Annotated in this window: 19 protein-coding genes; 7 read left to right on the top strand and 12 right to left on the bottom strand. The window is 52.2% G+C overall.

Going from position 1 to position 19,498, the window contains the following annotated elements:
* Positions 1-161 precede the first annotated feature (161 nt).
* The 3 genes from DZC79_RS07155 (at position 162) to DZC79_RS07145 (ending at position 2,101) form a co-directional block, all read left to right on the top strand.
* Positions 162-1,064: a helix-turn-helix domain-containing protein gene (locus tag DZC79_RS07155; protein ID WP_118950865.1), complete on the top strand. Its 903-nt coding sequence runs from the start codon at positions 162-164 to the stop codon at positions 1,062-1,064.
* Entirely contained in the window at positions 1,061-1,492 is a 432-nt protein-coding gene (locus DZC79_RS07150) for a DUF983 domain-containing protein (protein WP_118950864.1), read from the top strand. The genes DZC79_RS07155 and DZC79_RS07150 overlap by 4 nt, the downstream gene beginning before the upstream one ends.
* A 216-nt stretch (positions 1,493-1,708) precedes the next feature.
* A complete protein-coding gene (locus DZC79_RS07145; protein ID WP_157976989.1) occupies positions 1,709-2,101 on the top strand; it encodes a hypothetical protein in 393 nt (130 codons plus the stop codon).
* Between the two features lie 71 nt (positions 2,102-2,172).
* Here DZC79_RS07145 and DZC79_RS07140 read toward each other — a convergent pair whose 3' ends face one another.
* From DZC79_RS07140 to tgt, 5 genes are all read right to left on the bottom strand, one after another.
* Positions 2,173-3,015, bottom strand: a complete 843-nt coding sequence (locus tag DZC79_RS07140) for an energy transducer TonB (RefSeq protein ID WP_118950862.1) — start codon at positions 3,013-3,015, stop codon at positions 2,173-2,175.
* A 132-nt stretch (positions 3,016-3,147) separates the two neighbouring features.
* A complete protein-coding gene (gene rfaD, locus DZC79_RS07135) occupies positions 3,148-4,128 on the bottom strand; it encodes an ADP-glyceromanno-heptose 6-epimerase (protein WP_118950861.1) in 981 nt (326 codons plus the stop codon).
* Between the two features lie 20 nt (positions 4,129-4,148).
* Positions 4,149-4,484, bottom strand: coding sequence for a hypothetical protein (locus DZC79_RS07130; protein ID WP_118950860.1), 336 nt, complete (start codon positions 4,482-4,484; stop codon positions 4,149-4,151).
* A gap of 73 nt (positions 4,485-4,557) precedes the next feature.
* A complete protein-coding gene (locus tag DZC79_RS07125) occupies positions 4,558-5,646 on the bottom strand; it encodes an LptF/LptG family permease (RefSeq protein ID WP_157976988.1) in 1,089 nt (362 codons plus the stop codon).
* A gap of 33 nt (positions 5,647-5,679) precedes the next feature.
* Entirely contained in the window at positions 5,680-6,810 is a 1,131-nt protein-coding gene (tgt, locus tag DZC79_RS07120; protein ID WP_118950858.1) for a tRNA guanosine(34) transglycosylase Tgt, read from the bottom strand.
* A 163-nt stretch (positions 6,811-6,973) separates the two neighbouring features.
* Between tgt and DZC79_RS07115 the strand changes: the two genes are divergently transcribed.
* The 3 genes from DZC79_RS07115 (at position 6,974) to DZC79_RS07105 (ending at position 10,204) form a co-directional block, all read left to right on the top strand.
* Positions 6,974-7,672, top strand: a complete 699-nt coding sequence (locus tag DZC79_RS07115; protein WP_118950857.1) for an LOG family protein — start codon at positions 6,974-6,976, stop codon at positions 7,670-7,672.
* Between the two features lie 74 nt (positions 7,673-7,746).
* The gene (locus DZC79_RS07110) at positions 7,747-8,394 is read left to right on the top strand and encodes an O-methyltransferase (protein ID WP_118950856.1); all 648 of its coding nucleotides are present in this window, start codon (positions 7,747-7,749) and stop codon (positions 8,392-8,394) included.
* Positions 8,395-8,464: 70 nt separating this feature from the next.
* A complete protein-coding gene (locus DZC79_RS07105; protein ID WP_198666810.1) occupies positions 8,465-10,204 on the top strand; it encodes a glucosaminidase domain-containing protein in 1,740 nt (579 codons plus the stop codon).
* 67 nt (positions 10,205-10,271) lie between these two features.
* On the opposite strand, the gene DZC79_RS07100 is transcribed toward DZC79_RS07105, so the two are convergent.
* The 7 genes from DZC79_RS07100 to DZC79_RS07070 form a co-directional block, all read right to left on the bottom strand.
* Positions 10,272-10,730 carry a hypothetical protein gene (locus DZC79_RS07100; RefSeq protein WP_157976987.1) on the bottom strand — a complete coding sequence of 153 codons (459 nt, stop codon included), beginning with the start codon at positions 10,728-10,730 and terminating at the stop codon, positions 10,272-10,274.
* 121 nt (positions 10,731-10,851) lie between these two features.
* Positions 10,852-12,657: a gliding motility-associated C-terminal domain-containing protein gene (locus DZC79_RS07095; protein WP_157976986.1), complete on the bottom strand. Its 1,806-nt coding sequence runs from the start codon at positions 12,655-12,657 to the stop codon at positions 10,852-10,854.
* Between the two features lie 80 nt (positions 12,658-12,737).
* A complete protein-coding gene (locus tag DZC79_RS07090; RefSeq protein ID WP_118950852.1) occupies positions 12,738-13,142 on the bottom strand; it encodes an NUDIX domain-containing protein in 405 nt (134 codons plus the stop codon).
* A 73-nt stretch (positions 13,143-13,215) separates the two neighbouring features.
* Complete coding sequence (locus DZC79_RS07085; protein WP_118950851.1) at positions 13,216-14,733, bottom strand: SUMF1/EgtB/PvdO family nonheme iron enzyme; 1,518 nt, start codon at positions 14,731-14,733, stop codon at positions 13,216-13,218.
* A gap of 216 nt (positions 14,734-14,949) precedes the next feature.
* Complete coding sequence (locus DZC79_RS07080) at positions 14,950-16,359, bottom strand: DUF6600 domain-containing protein (RefSeq protein WP_198666809.1); 1,410 nt, start codon at positions 16,357-16,359, stop codon at positions 14,950-14,952.
* A 193-nt stretch (positions 16,360-16,552) separates the two neighbouring features.
* Positions 16,553-17,758, bottom strand: a complete 1,206-nt coding sequence (locus DZC79_RS07075; protein WP_118950850.1) for an aspartate aminotransferase family protein — start codon at positions 17,756-17,758, stop codon at positions 16,553-16,555.
* A 22-nt stretch (positions 17,759-17,780) separates the two neighbouring features.
* On the bottom strand, positions 17,781-18,515 hold the full coding sequence (locus DZC79_RS07070) for a nucleotidyltransferase family protein (protein ID WP_118950849.1): 735 nt from the start codon (positions 18,513-18,515) through the stop codon (positions 17,781-17,783).
* 161 nt (positions 18,516-18,676) lie between these two features.
* Here DZC79_RS07070 and DZC79_RS07065 point away from each other — a divergent pair, with 161 nt between their 5' ends.
* Complete coding sequence (locus DZC79_RS07065; RefSeq protein WP_118950848.1) at positions 18,677-19,417, top strand: rhomboid family intramembrane serine protease; 741 nt, start codon at positions 18,677-18,679, stop codon at positions 19,415-19,417.
* Positions 19,418-19,498 lie beyond the last annotated feature (81 nt).

The following is a 19,498-nucleotide window of genomic DNA, read 5'->3' as shown; positions in this document are numbered from 1 at the left end:
TGTAGTGCACCCCAAAAGTTAGACAAAAAACTTTTGGGGTGTATTATTTATGGCAAGACACACATTTGAAGAGAAACCAGCTATACTACCACCTGTAAAAAGTACCACAAAACGCAGATTCGCTACCACTGCATCACCGGGACGCATCGTATCTTTGCTTCATGAAAAAGGACAACAGGATACCGGTCTACGATCTCTGCTCGCTACAGGAGCAGCAGCGGCAGGACGACTTCCTGATCGAGCCTTTTGCAGCCTATCTCAGGCGGCACCCCAACCTGTTCATCCCGCACCGGCACAGCTTCTACCACCTGGTACTTTTTACTGCCGGCAGCGGCGCCCATACCATCGACTTCGAACAGTTTGAAGTAAATAAGGGACAACTCTATTTCATGATTCCCGGCCAGGTACACAGCTGGCAGTTCCGCGACGATATCGACGGCTATGTGATCAATTTCTCAGAGGCCTTTTTCCCGTTGCAACAGGAGCAAGCTTCCCTACTGGAACGTTTTTCTTTTCTTGAGGGCATTGCAGCCCAGTCAGTGATACAGCTGGGTACAGAGGCCTGCAGGAGGGCAATACAATTGATGAAAGAAATGCTGCAGGAGCGAAAGACCACAGACCGGTGGCAGACCGACCGGCTGCAGCTCCTGCTGATGGAACTGTTCATCCTCACGGCACGGAACAGCCCTGCAGCCACAAACCCTGCGGGATCGGGCAGCGATATGACCTTAAGGCAATTCCGCAAGCTGGTCGAGCAGCACTATACCCGTTTGCATCTGCCCAAGGATTACGCTGCGCTGCTGTACATCACGCCCAATTACCTCAATGGCCTGTGTAATGAGCTCCTGGGGAAACCGGCGGGCGAAGTGATCCGCGACAGGATATTGCTGGAGGCCAAACGTCTCCTGGTCAACGCCTCGCTGCACATCAACGAGATCGCCTGGCAGCTTCACTTCGCCGACAACTCTTACTTTACCAAATTCTTTAAAAAGCAAACAGGGATCACGCCGGAAGCCTTCCGCAAATCGCTGGCGGCATCCCTGCCTAAAGCATCCTCTGTATGAATACTCCCGCTCCCGCCCGCAAGCCCGGGCTCCTGCTCAGCGTGCTGGGCAACAAATGTCCGCGCTGCCGCAAAGGCCACCTGTTTACCAGCGCCAATCCCTACCGCCTGAGCAAGATCACCGAAATGCCGGAAAAATGCCCTGTATGCGGGCAAGCCACCGAAGTTGAGATCGGCTTCTATTATGGCACCGGCTACGTGAGCTATGGCCTGTCCCTGCTCTTCAGCATTGTTTCCTTCCTGATCTGGATCGCCACAGTAGGTATCTCTCTGCATGACAACCGCATCTTCTGGTGGCTGGGCATCAATATTGCCGTGACGATATTGATACAACCCATCCTCATGCGGCTTTCCCGTTCGATATGGATCGCGTTCTTTGTCAAGTATGAAGGCGCACCAGGGCAACAGACCAAAGTACAAACAGCATAAGCGTTACAGGTTAAACGCTATAGCTCTTTCCGGTAAATGCCATTAATTTTTGCAGGTAATTATTATTCGCCCTTGCAAATAACTGACTATAAAAAATAAACAGTTCTTTACTTTTTGTGTTCCGAAAAAGAGCAGGATGTCACTGATCCCGGCTTTACGCAAATGGGATATCTTCACAGCAATACTTTATTTAAAACCAAACTAAAACCAAACAAAATGCGCAAAGCCACCTTCCTGTCTCTCCTCCTCCTGGCCCTGGTTTCCTTTAGCGGCTTCAAAGCTGCAGCTCAGAATTCTGCATGCGACCTTTGGGTTGAGAACAACACGGCGTCAACCCTGACGAACATCAGTTTTACTTCTCCTATCGACATGGTGACTTTCAGCAATATCGCTGCGGGCGGTACCCGGGCCGGCGTATTACAATACGCCATCCAGGATGATGCTACGGTAACCCTGTTTTTCAGCAACCCGCCGGTGGGCGCCAAAGCCAGCATTTACAACAGCAGCTCCAGCACACCCGATGGCGTGATCAGCATACAACCGGGTCTGAATATTTTCCAGCTGAACGGCCCCATTGCCTCCGGCGCCATATGGGTACGCATCAACTAGCGAACTGCCGCCGCTTATAATTCATAGAGAAAGGATATCTCCTGCAAATACCGGAGATATCCTTTCTCTTTTTAGTTCAGGGCGAAAGAGACGGGCAACATGAAATACACCTTTACCGGATGACCGCCTTGCCGGCCGGGCTTCCAGCGCGGCATAGCATTGACCACGCGTAAGGCTTCCTTATCGCAGCCGCCGCCAATACCCCTGAGCACCGTTGCACTTTCTATATTCCCGTCAACATCTACCACAAAGCGGATGATGACTTTTCCTTCGATGCCATCGCTGCGCGCGGCCACCGGGTAAGAGAGGTTCTGTTTCAGATAGGCCATCAGCGCTTTCCTGCCACCGGGAAACTCCGGCATCTCCTCTACGAAATCGTGTGGCTGCTCCTTGCCCGGTCCGCTGCCGGTTACCGATCCCGTCCGGTCGCCGCTGCCGGCGGGCCCTTCCGGCTTATCCGCAGTGGTCGCAGGGTGATCACCGCCATTACCGGGGTTGCTCACCGGCCCCGAAACCGCGTCGATCAGCTCGTCGCGTGTTGGCGGCTTGAGATCGGGCTTCACATCATTAGTGGGTACGATCTCCGGTTCTGTATTCCGTATGGTATTCGCTACCGATGGCGCGTCGGCAGCTTTGTGTTCCGGTGGCTTCGGCGCTTCGGGCGGCTCCGGCATATCGATGCTGTGGATCTCCACCTCGCGTACTACCGTGGACGCAGCTGCGGGCAAGGGTTTGGTATTCCCCAGCAGCGCCGGGATACCGATGCCCAGCAGCAGCAATGCACAGGTAAGAAGGAGCGCCTTCAACGCACGGCTGTTGTAATGCTTGCGCAGCTCATAGCCGCCATACTGTTTATTGCGGTGTGCAAAGATCAGGTCGAGATAGTCGGCCCTGAGAATGTTTTCGCTTTCCATAAGATAGTTATTTTATCTTACAGAAGCAGCTGGATCAAATTTCCATAAAACAGCGATGGAGCCTTCCGGTAAGGATAGCTCCGTCGCATGCTTTGTTTTTATAGTTGCTTATATGTAATTCAATGCAACAGATCAGAAATAGCGGGCTTGTTCGAGATAACGGACGAGGTAATCGCTGATGCCCTGCTCCAGTGTAAAGAAGGGTTTGTCGTAACCCGCCGCCCTCAGCTTGCTCATATCCGCTTCGGTATAATACTGGTAGTTGGCCCGTATATCTTCGGGCGTGTCGATGTATTCGATCTTGCCGGGGATATTCAATACCGAGAAGAGGGTATGTGCCAGGTCATTAAAGGTACGCGCCTTACCAGTACCCAGGTTATAGATACCACTGGCAGGATGTTGCTCCATCAGCCAGCTCATCACCGACAGCAGGTCTTTCACATAAATGAAATCGCGCAGCTGCTCTCCGTCCTTGTATTGCGGGTTATGAGATCGGAACAGGCGGATATAGCCTCTTTCCTTGATCTGCTGGTAAGCATGAAACACCACCGAAGCCATCCGGCCCTTATGGTATTCATTTGGCCCGTATACATTGAAGAACTTGAGACCGGCCCAGAAAGGCGGCCGGCGTTTCTGTTCCAGCGCCCATATATCAAATTCGTTTTTGGAAATACCGTAGGCGTTGAGAGGCTTCAGCTCAGGGATCAGCGTTTCATCGTCTGTATATCCCAGCTCACCATTGCCGTAGGTCGCCGCAGAGGAGGCGTAGACCAGGGGTACATTGTGCTCTACACAATACTCCCATACGCTTTTGGAATACTCCAGGTTAAGGCTGCGGAACACCTCATAATCAGGTTCGGTAGTATCGGTACGGGCGCCCAGGTGATAGATCACTGCGATCTTATCCGGGTGGGTCTTCAGCCATTCAGAGAATTGCTCGCGATGGACCTTATACAGGTATTTGCTGCCTTTGAGGTTATATACTTTTTTCTCGTCCGAGAAATCGTCTACCAGCACCAGCTGTTCAAAGCCGAGATGGTTGAGATGCGCCACCATGCAGCTGCCAATAAAGCCGGCGGCGCCGGTAATGGCAATGACATCTTCTTTTCCCATAGTATTATGGATAGATGAAATTAGTGATGCGCCTCTTCGTGAGCAGGCTTTTCCGCAGGCGCTTCATGAGCTTGCCCGGCAGCGCTGTCATGACCGGCAGCAGCGGGTGCAGCATGCTCGCCAGCCTCGTGGCCAGGTTGCTGTGCTTCATGGCCGGCCTCATCATGACCTTCGCCATGCGTAGCGGCGCCATCATGCTGCTCCGTAGCCGCACCATGGCCGCCATGGCCTTCGCTCTTGCTTTCGGCCTGCACGAAGTTAATAGCGGCAATAAGAAGGCCGACAAATATCAGCGTTGCCCACAATGCGGAAGCGCTCGAGATATTGGGTTTTTCAGCTTGTACTGGATGCGACATATGCTTTAAAAAGTCTTTTATAAAAGAGGTAGCAAAAGTAGCCCTTTTTAGGTAATGTAGTAGCGGAGCGCGGCTATTTTATTTGCCTGGAGAATAAATAAATAGCCACAATACCGAAAATAACATTGGGTATCCACATGGCGATCAGCGGATTTAGCCCTGCATTGGTGGAGAAGGTTTGGGAAAACTGCATGAACAGCATATATAAGGCACTCATTACAATACCCATGGCCAGGTGAAAGCCGCTACCGCCCCTTACTTTCCGGGAAGCGATGCAGGCGCCGATGATAGTGAGGATGAAACCGGCAAAGGGCTGGGCCGTACGCTTATGTAATTCGATCAGGTAAAAGTTAACGCTCTCGCGGCCGCGTTGCCGTTCCCGCTCGATATAGCGGATCAGCTCGGGAGTGGTGAGCGCTTCTTTATTGCGGTCGTCGTCGTCCAGGTCCTGGGGAGAGAAGGGGAATTTGCGCCGCAGCTCGGGCTGCACCACAAGCGTTTCCTTTAACCCATTGTTGGTGCGTACCTGCACATTGGTCAGCCGCCATTCTTTTTTGGCGCTGTCGTAATACGCGCGGTCGGCCATAATCTTCTCCTTCAGCACAGTTCCGTCCACGGTTTCAACGGAAAGACGGCGGCCATAGCCGTCGTTGAAGTTGTATCCTTCGATGTACACATAAGTGTGCGCATTGAGCCTCAGGTGCACATTGTTATCCGTGGCTACTTTTTTCGGCCAGATGTATTTGATGTGGAATTCGGTAATGTTCTTATTGGCCTCGGGCACCACCCAGTGATTGGCCAGCAAAGAAACGATGCCCAGCAGGAAGCTGCCGATGACATAGGGACGCAGGAAGCGCTGGAAAGAAACCCCTGCGGCCAGGGTAGCGATGACCTCTGTTTTATAAGCCATTTTCGACGTAAAGAAAATGGTGGCGATAAAAATAAACAAGGGGAACAGCAGCGCCGTAATGTGCGGAACGAAATTGACGAAGTAAAAAATAACCTCCCCGGTGGGCGCCTTATTTTCTACAAAATAGTCGATCTTTTGCGAATAGTCGATCACACAGGCGATCACCGCCAGTATCAGGATGGCGAAGAAGAAGGTCGACAGGAACTTCTTCAGGATGAACAGGTCGAGTATTTTAAAGTATCGCTTCAGCAAAGGGGAACAGTTTCGTGCCGGCAGCCGCCGGGATTATAATCTTCTCTTCACGATCTCCAGCATTTCCCTGCGCCAGGCGCCGAAGTCGCCGGCAATAATGTGCCGGCGCGCTTCCTTCACCAGGTGCAGGTAAAATGAGAGGTTCTGCAGGCTGGCCAGCTGCAGCCCCAGTATCTCGCTGGCAGCAAACAGGTGGCGCAGGTAAGCTCTTGTATATACAGTGCTGGGACCATCTTCCAGTCCGGGATCGATGGGAGAAAAATCATCTGCCCAGCGCTTGTTCTTGATATTGACCACACCTTCTGTCGTAAACAGCATCCCGTTGCGGCCATTGCGCGTCGGCATCACACAATCGAACATATCCACGCCGAGGCCAATACACTCCAGTATATTCCAGGGTGTGCCCACGCCCATAAGATAACGCGGCTTTTCCCGTGGCAGTATGTCGCAGACCAGCGCACACATTTCGTACATGTCCTGCTCGGGCTCGCCTACCGATAGCCCGCCGATCGCATTGCCGTCTGCCTCCATCCCGGCGGCAAACTCGGCCGATTGCGTTCTCAGATCTTTATAAGTGCTGCCCTGCACGATGGGGAACAGGCTTTGGCTGTAGCCGTATTTCGGTTCGGTCTCGCTGAACCGTTTCATACAGCGTGCCAGCCAGCGGTGGGTCAGCTCCATCGACTGCTGGGCATAGCGGTAATCGCAGGGATAGGGAGTGCATTCATCAAAGGCCATAACAATATCGGCCCCGATGCTGCGCTGTATATCCATTACATTTTCGGGTGTGAACAAATGCCGGGAACCATCGATATGCGATTGAAAAAGGGCGCCTTCTTCCTTCAGCTTGCGGTTGGAGGAAAGGGAAAAGACCTGGTAGCCGCCGCTATCCGTAAGAATAGGCTTGTCCCAGCCATTGAAACGGTGAAGGCCTCCGGCCTGCTCCAGGATATCGGTTCCGGGCCGCAGATACAGGTGATAGGTATTACCCAGGATGATCTGGGCTTTTACGGTATCCACCAGCTGCTCCTGCATTACCGCTTTTACGCTGCCCACAGTACCTACCGGCATAAAGATGGGCGTTTCGATAGTACCATGGTCGGTATGCAGCAGACCAGCCCGCGCCCCGGTTTCAGGGTCCCGGGCAATAAGTTCAAATTCCATGCGGCTGCGAAATTAAGCATATTCTTCAAGACCGGGCAGACCCGGCGCACAACATCTCCTTTACATCTTGCTTACAGCGCGTAAATAATTTAAACTTATCTTTGCTTCATCCCGAAAGCGCTGGCAAAGGCCGGCCGATTGCAGATCGTATTTAAATTGCTTAATGAAAGATCAACTTCAGAAGATAAAACTGCGCGACTGGACCGAACCCCAGGCACACTCCAGCTGGCAGCTTTTTAAAATAATGGCCGAATTTGTAGAAGGTTTTGAGAAGCTGGCCAAAATAGGACCTTGTATTTCCATTTTCGGATCGGCCCGCACACAGCCCGGACACCACTATTACGAGCTGGCGGTGGAAGTAGCCCAGAAACTCTCCAAGGAAGGATTCGGTATCATCAGCGGCGGCGGCCCGGGCATTATGGAGGCAGCCAATAAAGGCGCCAACCTTGCAGGCGGCAAATCCGTAGGCCTGAATATCGACCTCCCTTTCGAGCAGCATTTCAACCCTTATATCGACAACGACAAAAACCTAAACTTCGATTACTTCTTTGTGCGCAAGGTCATGTTCACCAAATACGCGCAGGGCTTCGTGATGATGCCCGGCGGCTGGGGCACTATGGACGAGTTCTTCGAAGTAGCTACGCTGATCCAGACCCGTAAATTTACCCAGACGCCGCTGGTCTGCATGGGTACAAGCTACTGGGGGGGCCTTTTCGACTGGATGAAAAAGGTGATGCTGGAAGAAGAAAGCAATATCAGCCCCGGCGATCTCGATCTGGTGAAGATATACGATACTGCCGACGAGGTGGTCAACTACATTGGCGAGTTCTATACCCACAATAAGCTGAAACCGAATTTTTAAACCGTTCTCCCTGCCCGCACCCGGAAACCAGCCTAAAGCCAACTGCATAACGATAACCCATAAATTACCCAGCTATGCAACACATCATTACACCCGACCCGATCAATTTCTACGCGGAACAATATACAACACCCGAAGATACCGTGCAGGCTTCGCTTAACCGTGAGACACATGCTCACGTAAAAGGTGCGCAAATGATCTCGGGCCACCTGCAGGGAGTAGTGCTGCAAATGCTCAGCCAGATGATCGCCCCTATCCAGGCGCTGGAGCTGGGCACTTATACCGGCTATTCCGCCATATCGCTGGCCAGGGGTTTGAAAGCAGGTGGCAAGCTGCATACCGTCGATATTGACCCATACCTGCAGGAGATGCGCGACAAATACTGGAAAGAAGCTGGCGTGCAGGACCGCATCGTACAGCATATCGGCGAAGCCGCTACGGTAATCCCGAAGATCAAAGGGGATTTCAACCTGGTGTTCATCGATGCCGACAAGAAGAATTACGGTCATTACTTCGACTTGCTGATCGACCGTATTCCCGGCGGCGGCTTTATGATCGCCGACAATGTACTGTTCCATGGCGAAGTGATCCTGCCCAAAGATCAGCAGAGCAATACCGCTGCCTATATTCATGAGTTCAATAAAAAGATCGCAGCAGACGATCGCGTAGAGCAGGTTATCATGCCGGTTCGCGACGGTCTCATGCTGATCCGTAAAAAATAACCGATATCCAAGCCTTTAACCAGCTTTAGCAAAGCGCCTCATGGCCATTTTTCCAAAACAGAAAAATCTTATGATCCGCAAGTACTTTTTTTTACTCACCTTAAGCGCCTGTACCTTCAAAGGCTTTGCGCAGAAGTCGTACAACGAGCAGGTGCAGGACTATATCGCCCAGTTCAAAGAGCTGGCTATGGAAGAGCAGCGTCGCACCGGCATCCCTGCTTCCATTACCCTTGCACAGGGTATTTTTGAAACCGCAGCAGGCAGCAGCGAGCTTTGCCAGAATGCCCGGAACCACTTCGGCATCAAATGCAAGAATACCTGGGCAGGGGAAACCTATGCCTACACAGACGACGCCAAGGATGAGTGCTTCCGCAAGTATGCCTCCGCTACACATTCCTACAAGGATCACTCCGATTTCCTGAAGAACAATAAACGCTACAGCTCGCTTTTCGCCTTGTCGCCTACCGACTATGCCGCCTGGGCCTACGGGCTGAAGCGCTGCGGCTATGCAACCAACCCGCAATACGCCAAAAAGCTGATCAAAACGATAGAAGACTTCCGGCTGCAGGAATATACTTATGCTGCAGCGGAGCATACTAACGACGGCGACATTCTGCTGGCCTCGGCCAAGGCGATGCCCCTGCCCCGGAAAACAATGGCGGCGGGAGAGCATATCCCGTCAAATGACGGCTACAGCTCCGGCGATGCCGCTCCGGCCGAAGAACAAACCGACGAGCTGTATGTAGACAGAGCTGGCTACCAGGAGCAGACCTCAGGTAATGTAACCGATTATTATCGGGTAACCACTAAAAATAACATCAAAGGTTTTTATGGTAAAAAAGGCGACATGCTGCTGGAATACGCAATCAAGAACAAGATACGCTATGCCAAGCTGCTCGAGCTGAACGACCTGCCCGATGCGCCGCTCGAGGCCGATATGTTCATCTACCTTGAACGCAAAGCCAAAACCGGCCAGAACCCGACCCATTCCGTTGAAGACGGAGAAAGCCTGATCCAGGTCGCCCAGCAGGAAGGGATCCAGCTGCAGCAGCTTCGCCTGCTCAATCACCTGGAAAAAGGAGAGGAGCCGGTTGCGGGTACGGTACTTAACCTGCAGACCAGCGCCGACAGTAAACCGGAACTGTATGCTGCCGGAACCACACCAGGGAAAAATACTTATGCTCCGAAGACCAAACCCCGACTCAGCAACGACAGTGGTTTTGTGCCTGCCGGCAAAAAGACCGACTCTGTCCCGGAAAGGAACATCGGCGATGATCCGGAACCGAGCACAGCCGAAGCACAGGCCAGCGCAGCCAATGACAGGGTAAACATTGCCAACGAGCGCCCTGTTGAGGAAACCATGGCCGAAGAACGCCGCAGCCAGGTCCCGTCAAAAGATGAAAGTAAGATGACCGCGCTGGAGAAACTGAAGGCACATATGGACAAGACCGTTTATGCCAACCGGGATTTTGAGCCGAAAGCTTCGGGTCATTACGATGAGAACAGCAATACGGAAAGCGATGTTACTGTGCCTGCACGCAGCAACACGGCACCGCTGGCAGCAACAAGCCGCCGCGCGAAAGAAGAAGTAAAGGTTACGAGCAGGAAAGAGGCGGAGCGTCAGAAGAAAGAGACCGTAAAATCCAAAGCACGCGCCAAAGCCAAAAGCCATACGGTGCGCAAAGGAGAAACCCTGTTTGAGATCGCCCAGAAATACGACCTCAGCGTTGCTGAGCTGCAAAAGATGAACAAGCAATTGCACGGCGCCAAAAAGATCCAGCCGGGCATGAAGCTCAAAGTGGCTAAATAAGCACACTAACCGAATTACATGCATAAGCTGCTCAGGGGAAACCGGGCAGCTTTTCTTTTAATAATACCTACATCTGCGCAGCCACCAGGCCTATACCCGCCAGCAACAATACGCCAGCCCTTATGGCCAGCCACAGGTAGAAGGAAGAGGGCTGCAGCATGTGCTTTGCCAGGGCGAGCGCGCCTACAGGCACAGTAAAGAACATACCCAGGCACCAGAAAAAAGAAGCCAGCCGCCAGTAATTCAGCACGAACAGGATACCTGTCAGGGCGATGCAAAAGATAATACCGGCAGCCACAGCAAGAATCCTGCGAAAAGCCGGCTCCCTTTGTAACGACAGGGAGGCAGCGCCATTCGCAGGCAAGGAAGCGGGATCAAACCTTCGCCGGGCAAATACAAGATAGTACAAGGCCAGCAGGGCAAAGGCTGCTGTGGCTATCCATTCGCTTCCCGGCACGGAAGAGACACGCAGCACCAGGCTGAGCAGGGCCAGCAATACAAGCGCTAATTCTGTTTTCTTGATCATTCCCGATGAGACAACGGAGGTGCTATTCCTTCCGGCCCTTAAAATTACGGCATTCGGATTGATGTTAAGCGCGATAAAATACATTGATATTTTTTCCGAACGAGGAAGCAAGACATAGCGCTTAAGGCACGATCGTGACATCGCCCTTAACCGTCTCTTTAGTCCCATCAATAAACTCGACGCGAATGAAGTAGAAATAAGTTCCGGGCTCCGCGCGCTTGTCCTTATTGTAGTAATAGCCATTCCAGCTAGCTTTGCGTGTACCCTCGGCCAGGTACACCAGCTGTCCCCAGCGGTTGAAGACTTTAAAAGATTTGACCACATAGCCGCTCTTGTTCACAAACTTCGGCTCGAACACATCGTTAAGCCCGTCGCCATTGGGCGAAAAAGCATTGGGCATGATAAATACTGGGATCAGTGAATCGGCCTTGATATAGAGCACAGCGGTATCCACGCAACCGAGCGCGCTGGTCCCGATCACTTTTACCGTATCCGATTCCTGGATCAGGATGCTGTGGTCTTTCCCGAACTGGCGGGGAAACACATGCCGGGGATACCAGGCATTAATACTGTAGTCAGGCACATTGGCTGAGGTCGTGAACAGCACATAGTCGCCCTTCACCGGCTCGGGAGGGTCGGCCGTTACCGTAAGCTCGAAATGCTCTACGTAAATATTGTAGATATGCAGGAAGCTGTCGCAACCCTGCCGGCTACGGAAGGTGTCCGTCACCGTAGCATTCTCCAGGTACATCTTTCCGCGGAAGATCACAGTATCGCAATCGCCTACGGTCTCTTCAAAACGCTCCGGCTCACTATATACTTTAATATTGGTCACATTGTAAATGCTGTCGCAGCCACCCTGTCCGCGTATGGTATCGCGCAGCACAGTGCTTTGTGTGTAGGTCACACCCTTATAGATCACGGATGTGCAGCCGGCTGTATCTATCGTATGCGTTACGCTGTTGTTGGAAAACACATTCAGCACAAGAGAAGCCGGCAGCGCCAACGGATTATCGCAGAGGTCCAGCAAGGTATTGCCATCACTGCCGGTCCTGGCCTGGAGGCTATAGACACCGCCGCTGAGCGGTGGGCTGAAGGTCAGCTGTATCTTATCAGTATAGCCCTGGTTGCTGGCATTGCAATTGATGCCGGCAGCGCCGCTGATGGTTGCGCCGGGTATTGCGAAATCGCTGCCGTTAGCAGCAATGGACGAGCATTTTATGGGTTCAGATAACTGGACTGTAGCGTCTGTCGCAGTGAAGCAGGAAGAAGTGACGCTGACCATGCGGGGTGGGATCTGGTCGTTGAAGACCGCTGTGGAGCCCGAAAAGTCGATACGGAACCCTGAGCTCAGAGAACCATTGGCGCCGAAATTATTGATCATGATCAGGAACACTTCGCCGGCGACGGCATCTACCCGGCGGCAATAGGGGTTTCCAGAAAAGCCGGCAGGTACTGAAGTAATGGTAGAAGTATTGTTTAGCCCCGTAACCCCATTATTGGGTGGCGTGCCGCCTATAGGGATATTGTTGTTGAAATTGCATCGGATCACATTAGCCGAAGACACAGCGCTGCAGGGTGTATTGCCTAAAGACAGCATGGCCCAGTCATAATCATCAAAATTATCGACAGGTGTTATAGTGAATACGATCGTTCCAGAGGCGGTTACCCGCAGCTTCAGCCACATCGCATTATCTTCGCCCGCTCCCGGAGGCGATCCTCCCGGTGAAGTGCAGGGCGTTGATGTAAGGTCGAAAACAACACCATGGCCCTGATAGCTGTAAGGACTGTAAAAGCCATTCCCGCAAATTTCCAAAGCGCCACAGGCATCCTGCTCCGGCCGGTTGGGCGGCAGCAGCTGCGCCCCCGCGTGCATAACGCCGAGCACAGAGATCATCAGTAAAACGAACCTATACCAATATTTCATAAATGAATACAGCCAACACACTGTAACGGACAAGGACATAATTATAGTATGCATAAGGGAAACGCCCCCTGCAGAAAAGATCATATTGCCAGCAGCTGGCCGGCAACCACTTTGTCGATCGGCAGGCTCAACAGACCGGGCAGGTCATCGGTAAGGGGAAGAAAATAAAAATGCTCCTGCCCGTTCCTGTATGGTAAAGATACGGCATTCAGCGGCTCCACCAGGTAGTAAATACTGATCACCTGCGACTGATCCCATGCCGAGGGCTGAAAAAAATCGGTCGTATAGAAATGGCTGCGGATATGAATAGCCTGGCCCATTTCCTCCATCCATTCCCGTTTCAGGCCATCCAGGGTACCTTCGCCCCACTCCAGGCCTCCACCAGGAAACTTAATGATCTGCTGCCCGTGGATCAGCTCCTCGCTGACCAGCACCTGTCCCTGCTCCCGCCATATTCCATATACCCTGACATTGAAACGTTTCATAAGATTCGTGATCTGAAAAAACAAAGGCCCCTTCCTGGATGGAAGGGGTCTTTAAACTTATATGTTGCTAACATTATCCTCTGCGTTTGCGCTTGCCGAAGTGATTGCCACCAGCATCGTTGTTGAACCCGGGGCTGCCCAGACGGTCCATCACACAGCGGAAACCTACTTTGCTGCTGGTATGGTTAGCCTGCATGAAACGGCGGGTACCAGGAGAGAGCCAGTAAGCGCGGTCGTTCCAGGAAGCACCTTTAATTACGCGGCTATCATTATTGATCAGGGTAGTTCTGCCATAATCGTAAACAAAGCCGGACAAGGTATCACCATCTTCAACGGCACGGGCATCATAACCAACGTAAGCACGATCATAGCGGCCGATCAGGTTAGTAGAATCGATGGGGACTTTAGTGAGGTTACCCAGGCTGTCTTTTTCGGTCAGGGTACCATCAGCCTCATAAGTATTTTTGTAGAACTCGTTACCACGGAAAGGATTGAGATCGTTTACGTCCTGGTGCGAGGTAGGACGATATACATCCAGCACCCATTCGCTCACGTTACCAGCCATGTTATACAGACCGAAGGCGTTGGCGCCGTAAGAGTACACGGGAGCAGGCCTGTCGGCATTATCGTTCAAGCCGCCGGCTACACCCATCGCGTCGCCACTGCTGCGCTTGTAGTTGGCCAGGTATTCGCCGCGATAGCTGCCACGGTTCTGGTAGCGGGTGCTGCGTACGTCACCCCAGGGATATACTTTACGATCGGTGATCGCTTCTTCACCACGACGACGCTTGGTGCGGGGAGCAGGGTTTTTATCGATCAGGCCGTAGGCTGCATATTCCCATTCTGCTTCTGTAGGCAGGCGGTAGTTGGGCAGCATATAACCATCAGCATAACTGGCGTTCCTTTTACCGGCGCCATTGGGATCCAGGTCGCGCTTCTGATTGCGGCCGGGTGTACCCAGGTATTGTCCGCTGACATAAGCTTCAGAATTGAACACGTCCTCATTTACCTGGTTCTGGTTCTTTTTCAGCATGCCATTTTTGATGAGGATCATTTCGTTCACCCTGTCTGAACGCCATTTGCAATAAGCGTTGGCCTGGTACCAGTTCACACCCACTACAGGATAGTTATTATAGGCAGCATGACGGAAATAATTCGTAACTAAAGGCTCGTTGAAAGCCAGGGCTTCGCGCCAGGCGGTCGTATCGGGCAGCGCTTTGCTGATTTCTTCAGGATAGTCCGCTCCGTAAGACCGCTGCAGCCAGTAAATATATTCACGGTAGTGCACATTGGCTACCTCCGTTTCATCCATATAGAAAGAAGAAACTGTTACATCGCGCGGGATGTTATTACGCTCATAAGTAATGTCCTCTTCGGTCTGCCCCATAGTAAAGCGTCCACCCTCAACAGGTACCAGACCTGGCCCTGTCTGTTGGCCGGGGTAGTTGGCTACATCGAATCCACCCAGGCGGGGGTCGTTGTAGTTCCATCCGGTCTTATCCGAAACGCCCTTCGTTTTGGACGAACAGGCCGGAAAGATGGTCGCTGTTCCGACACACAACATACTCAAGCCTAATAGTGTTCTTTTCATAATAAAAAAACAGTTTGTTTTTGCTGAACAAAACAATTGCAATGTAAAATTCCCTGCAATGATAAATGTTAACTTGTATAAAATGAGTTACAATGATAGAATATTCTTTTTGAAAAGCAAAGCCATTTCAAAAATTTCTTTGATTTTTTTTTGAACAAAAGGGAAAAGCGCCCTGGCAGGCGCTTTCCTTAAAAACAACTGGGAAATTCAAAATATTTAACGGCCACGGGGAGCTGCTCTTTCTACCCGCTGCGGCTGGGCCCGTTCCACACTCCGTTGCTGCTGTTGTTGCTGCGACCGTTGCATTTGCTGCTGTTGTGCCCGCTGCTGCTGCATTTGTTGTTGTTGCTGTGTCCGTTGCATTTGCATCTGCTGTTGCTGCGCCCGCTGCTGCTGCATTTGTTGCTGCTGCTGCGCCCGTTGCATCTGCATCTGCTGATCGCGCTGGGCCTGTTGTTGCTGCGCCCGCTGCATCTGCATTTGCTGATCCCTTTGAATCCTTTGCTGCTGTTGCTGCTCGCGTTGCATTTGCATTTGTTGATCGCGTTGCGCCTGCTGCTGGACTCTTTGCTGCTGCATCTGCTGATCGCGCTGAATCCGTTGCTGTTGTTGCTGGTCACGCTGTACCTGCTGTTGTGCACGTTGCTGCTGCATTTGCTGATCGCGCTGAATCCTTTGCTGTTGTTGCTGATCACGCTGTACCTGCTGTTGTGCACGTTGCTGCTGCATCTGCGGATCGCGCTGAACCCGTTGCTGCGCCTGCGGATCGCGTTGAGCACGCTGCTGGCCATTCTGCATCTGCTGGCGTGCCGCCGGAGTTGCTACTCTGGCTGGCGGACGTCCGCCGCCGGCATTGGTGATTACAGAGCGTTCCACATTCTTCACCTGCCGGGGCGCCGGCATTTCCCTGCTGCTGCTCACCGCACGGATAGTGGGACGATACACGTTTACCTGCCGGCCGCTTACTTGTACCGCCCCGGCGCGGGTACGGTTGCTGACGTTATAAACCGGCACCCTCTGGCGGGTATAAGCCTCTACTTCACTACGGCGCGGACCGGAAATATAAGTGGACCGGCTACGGTTATCGACATAAGTGTTATTAATGATCGTCGTATTGTTGATAATATTGACCGTACGGCGCGGAGAATAATACCGGGAATAGTTACCGGAGTAGATGTTGCCACAGGGGATAAAGGTCCACCAGGGTGTAGGTATGTTATACCCGGAACCAAAAGAAATATTGATGCTGATGCCGGGTCCCATAGGCGCCCATCCGTAATAGCCGCCCCCCTGGCGCCAGTTTACCCACGCGGGGCCCCATTGCCGGCCCGGTATCCAGATCCAGCCGTAGATGCCGCTCTGAGCCCAGCGTCCGTAGTGGAAAGGCGCCCATCCCCAGGGATAATCGGACACCCACATATTACCATATTCGGTCATTACCCAGTGACCATTGGTATAATAAGGCCTGAAGCCGGCATCGACGCCGGGCGCCCATACATAACCATACTGGGGGTCGTTCAGCCACTGACCGTAAGGCGAAAGATCGTCGTAGAACTCCTGGTAATCGCCGTAATCACTATAGTTGTCATCGTAATAGTCCTGAGCATTAACTTTCGAAACCGTCAATCCTGTCGTTGTTATCATCAGAACAGCAAAAATGAGAGCAGGAATCCATCCGCCTGTCCGGTTGCTGAGCATTTTCATAGCTGTGTAATTTTTAAATAATTGGAACATTCTGCTTATATAGACCTTGACCAGAAGTATTCGTTTAGTAAAGGACGGTAAATTTTCCCCAAAAAATTGTTATTGCCAATCGCAATTATGCTGCAACACATTGATCCAGCGCCGCCAACAAAATAGTGCAAGCCTGTTTTATTTCCGCCTCAGAAATGGTGAGCGGCGGTACCAGGCGGATACAATTGGGCGCGAACAGGAACCAATCGGTAAAGACGCCAGTTGTTTCGCCCGGCGTATTCAGGCAATAGTTGATCGCCTTTTTTACCTGTTCGTAGCTGTCCAGCTCCAGGGCCAGCATCAGTCCGCGGCTGCGCAATGCCTTTATCGTTTTATGCTGCAGCAGGTCTCTGAACAATCGTTCTTTTGCCGGTACCGCTCTGACCATCTGCTCGTCCAGCAGCGCTTCCAGCGCCGCTTTACCCGCGGCGCAGCTTACCGGGTGTCCGCCGAAGGTAGTAATATGGCCCAGCACCGGCTTATCGGCCAGGACCTGCATGCGCACGCCGGAGGCAATAAAGGCGCCAAGCGGCATACCACCGCCAAGCGCTTTACCTAATAACAGGATATCGGGAATAATATTGTATTGTTCAAAGGCCCAGAGAGAGCCGGTACGGCCAAAGCCGGCTTGTATCTCGTCAAGGACCAGCAGGGCGCCGGTATCGCTGCAGCGTTGTCTCAGGGCCTGCATCCAGGCGGGATCGGGGGCAATAACGCCGGCTTCTGCCTGCACCGTTTCCAGCACAATGCATGCTGTATGCACGTCGATATGCGCCAGATCCTCCTGGTTGTTGTAGCGGATATGCCGGATGCCTGGCAGCAGTGGCCGGTAGGCGCTGCGCCAGTATTCGTCGCCCAGCAGGCTGAGCGCGCCTTGCGTCGAGCCGTGATAGCTGTTGTGGCAGGCAATAATCTCTGTCCGTCCGGTAAGCCGCTTGGCCAGCTTCATTGCGCCTTCGACGGCCTCGGCTCCCGAATTGGTAAAGTACACGCAATCGAGCGTATCGGGCAGATGCTTTGCCAGTAGCGCCGCATACTGCACCTGGGGGCTTTGCACCGCCTCGCCGTACACCATTACATGCAGGTATTCGGCAGCCTGGGCCCGGATAGCCGCCACTACCCTGGGATGGCAATGCCCTACATTGCATACGCTGATGCCCCCGATGAGATCAATAAAGGTCTTACCGGTATCGTTGTACAGCAAAGCACCTTTTGCGCGGCTGACAGGAAAGGCCATAGGCTCTGTGGAAGTGGGCGCCAGATGTTGCTGGAATAATTGTCTTTCGGTCATTGAGATAAGAAAAGCCGCTAAATTAAAAAGGAATATCAGCAAACAAAGCGCCCGCTTTTTCCAGGCTCTCCGGCTTACCGACATCGATGAGCAGGTCGCCGGTATGCTCCCAGCCCCTGATCTGTCCCGAGGCACAAAGATCGAGATAAACATCCACCAGCGAGAATTTACCTCGCTGCCGGATCTGCTGCAGCAATACCGGGCTGATGACATGGATACCGGAAAAAGCATAGGAAGACCAGGAGGGTATACGCTTGCCGGAGGGAATACGTTCTTCTCCGGTCTGCACATTTTCCCAGCCTTTCAGCACCAGCTGATCGTCGAATATAAAGTAGCGGGACGACTTGCGCTGCTGTATCGCCAGGGTAGCCCAGCAGGGATGTGCCTTATGCCGGGCGATCAGTTTACTGATATCTGTATTGGTAAGGATATCCACATTCATTACCAGGAACTCCGGTTCCTGCGCCAGGAAATGGGCCGCCTTTACCAGGCCGCCGCCGGTCTCCAGCACAGCATCGCTTTCATCGGATATCTCGATGCGGCTGCCAAAGCCGTTTTCGGCTTCGAGTATATCGATGATCTGCTGTGCGAAATGATGCACGTTGACCACGATATCGTAAATACCGAAACGCTGCAGGTTGCGGATGTTCCATTCCAGCAGGCTGCGGCCGTTGACCGGCGCCAGCGCCTTGGGATGATGATCGGTAAACGGCTTCAGCCGTGTACCCAGGCCGGCAGACAGAAGTAAAGCTTTCATGCGTTATGACTCAGTGGCTGCAAAATAAGCAATGATTTTCCGAACAACAATGCATAGCGGCCCGACCGAACAATTCGGGAACACGCCTGTTGTAATCCGTTTTTCTTAATTTTGAATTCTTTAGAAGAGCTAAAAGGCTTTCCGTACCCAATCAAGCGCTTATGAGTGAATATCGCCTTGGAGGATTCCAGATCCTTCCGCCGGTTATCAAAAACCTGATCATTATTAATGTTCTTGTTTTTGCCGCTACTTATGTTTTCAAAAAAGCCGGGATCATCGACCTGGATTATTACCTGGCGCTTTTTCACTGGCGTTCCCCTTTGTTCAAGCCCTGGCAGGTGGTGACGCATTTGTTCATGCACGCCAACCTAACACACCTTCTCTTCAATATGTTCGCCCTGTGGATGTTTGGGAATCTCATTGAAAACACACTTGGCCCCAAACGCTTTCTTATCTTTTACTTTGTATGCGGTCTCGGCGCAGCGTTATGCCATATGCTTGTATTCAGTTGGGAAAATGCGCAGGAGATTGGCTTTTATGCCAACCTGACCAACGTAGACAAACAGGCTATTATGACCCAGTTTCTCAACTCTAACAAGGAGTATGTGTACGCTCAGGTAGCTCCATTGTTTGTGCCTATGGTCGGTGCTTCCGGCGCCATTTTCGGCGTCCTTTTCGCTTTCGGGTACTTATTCCCGAATATGATGATCTATATCTATTTCTTTATTCCGCTACGTGCTAAATATTTTGTAGCAATCTATGCTATTATTGAACTCTTCTCAGGATTCCGCAATAACCCTGCAGACCAGGTAGCCCACTTTGCGCACCTGGGCGGCATGCTCTTTGCCTTCCTGCTGCTGCGGGCCTGGAAATTATCCAGCCGCAATATGTGGCGATACTAAGAGGACAAAGCGATCGTTAAATTGGTTGTGAGGCAACCGTTTTCATCGAATTATTGTTAATTTGCTATAGAATCGCCTCGG

Source organism: Taibaiella helva (genome assembly GCF_003545695.1).
In the GTDB taxonomy this organism is placed as follows: domain Bacteria; phylum Bacteroidota; class Bacteroidia; order Chitinophagales; family Chitinophagaceae; genus Taibaiella; species Taibaiella helva.
This window is presented reverse-complemented; position numbering and strand designations above follow the sequence as displayed.

What these genes read in the sequence shown, in the direction of transcription:
- DZC79_RS07155 (WP_118950865.1), top strand. Translation starts at nt 162, where the DNA reads ATGAAAAAGGACAACAGGATACCGGTCTACGATCTCTGCTCGCTACAG.
- DZC79_RS07150 (WP_118950864.1), top strand. Translation starts at nt 1,061, where the DNA reads ATGAATACTCCCGCTCCCGCCCGCAAGCCCGGGCTCCTGCTCAGCGTG.
- DZC79_RS07145 (WP_157976989.1), top strand. Translation starts at nt 1,709, where the DNA reads ATGCGCAAAGCCACCTTCCTGTCTCTCCTCCTCCTGGCCCTGGTTTCC.
- DZC79_RS07140 (WP_118950862.1), bottom strand. Translation starts at nt 3,015, where the DNA reads ATGGAAAGCGAAAACATTCTCAGGGCCGACTATCTCGACCTGATCTTT.
- rfaD (WP_118950861.1), bottom strand. Translation starts at nt 4,128, where the DNA reads ATGGGAAAAGAAGATGTCATTGCCATTACCGGCGCCGCCGGCTTTATT.
- DZC79_RS07130 (WP_118950860.1), bottom strand. Translation starts at nt 4,484, where the DNA reads ATGTCGCATCCAGTACAAGCTGAAAAACCCAATATCTCGAGCGCTTCC.
- tgt (WP_118950858.1), bottom strand. Translation starts at nt 6,810, where the DNA reads ATGGAATTTGAACTTATTGCCCGGGACCCTGAAACCGGGGCGCGGGCT.
- DZC79_RS07115 (WP_118950857.1), top strand. Translation starts at nt 6,974, where the DNA reads ATGAAAGATCAACTTCAGAAGATAAAACTGCGCGACTGGACCGAACCC.
- DZC79_RS07110 (WP_118950856.1), top strand. Translation starts at nt 7,747, where the DNA reads ATGCAACACATCATTACACCCGACCCGATCAATTTCTACGCGGAACAA.
- DZC79_RS07105 (WP_198666810.1), top strand. Translation starts at nt 8,465, where the DNA reads ATGATCCGCAAGTACTTTTTTTTACTCACCTTAAGCGCCTGTACCTTC.
- DZC79_RS07100 (WP_157976987.1), bottom strand. Translation starts at nt 10,730, where the DNA reads ATGATCAAGAAAACAGAATTAGCGCTTGTATTGCTGGCCCTGCTCAGC.
- DZC79_RS07095 (WP_157976986.1), bottom strand. Translation starts at nt 12,657, where the DNA reads ATGAAATATTGGTATAGGTTCGTTTTACTGATGATCTCTGTGCTCGGC.
- DZC79_RS07090 (WP_118950852.1), bottom strand. Translation starts at nt 13,142, where the DNA reads ATGAAACGTTTCAATGTCAGGGTATATGGAATATGGCGGGAGCAGGGA.
- DZC79_RS07085 (WP_118950851.1), bottom strand. Translation starts at nt 14,733, where the DNA reads ATGAAAAGAACACTATTAGGCTTGAGTATGTTGTGTGTCGGAACAGCG.
- DZC79_RS07075 (WP_118950850.1), bottom strand. Translation starts at nt 17,758, where the DNA reads ATGACCGAAAGACAATTATTCCAGCAACATCTGGCGCCCACTTCCACA.
- DZC79_RS07070 (WP_118950849.1), bottom strand. Translation starts at nt 18,515, where the DNA reads ATGAAAGCTTTACTTCTGTCTGCCGGCCTGGGTACACGGCTGAAGCCG.
- DZC79_RS07065 (WP_118950848.1), top strand. Translation starts at nt 18,677, where the DNA reads ATGAGTGAATATCGCCTTGGAGGATTCCAGATCCTTCCGCCGGTTATC.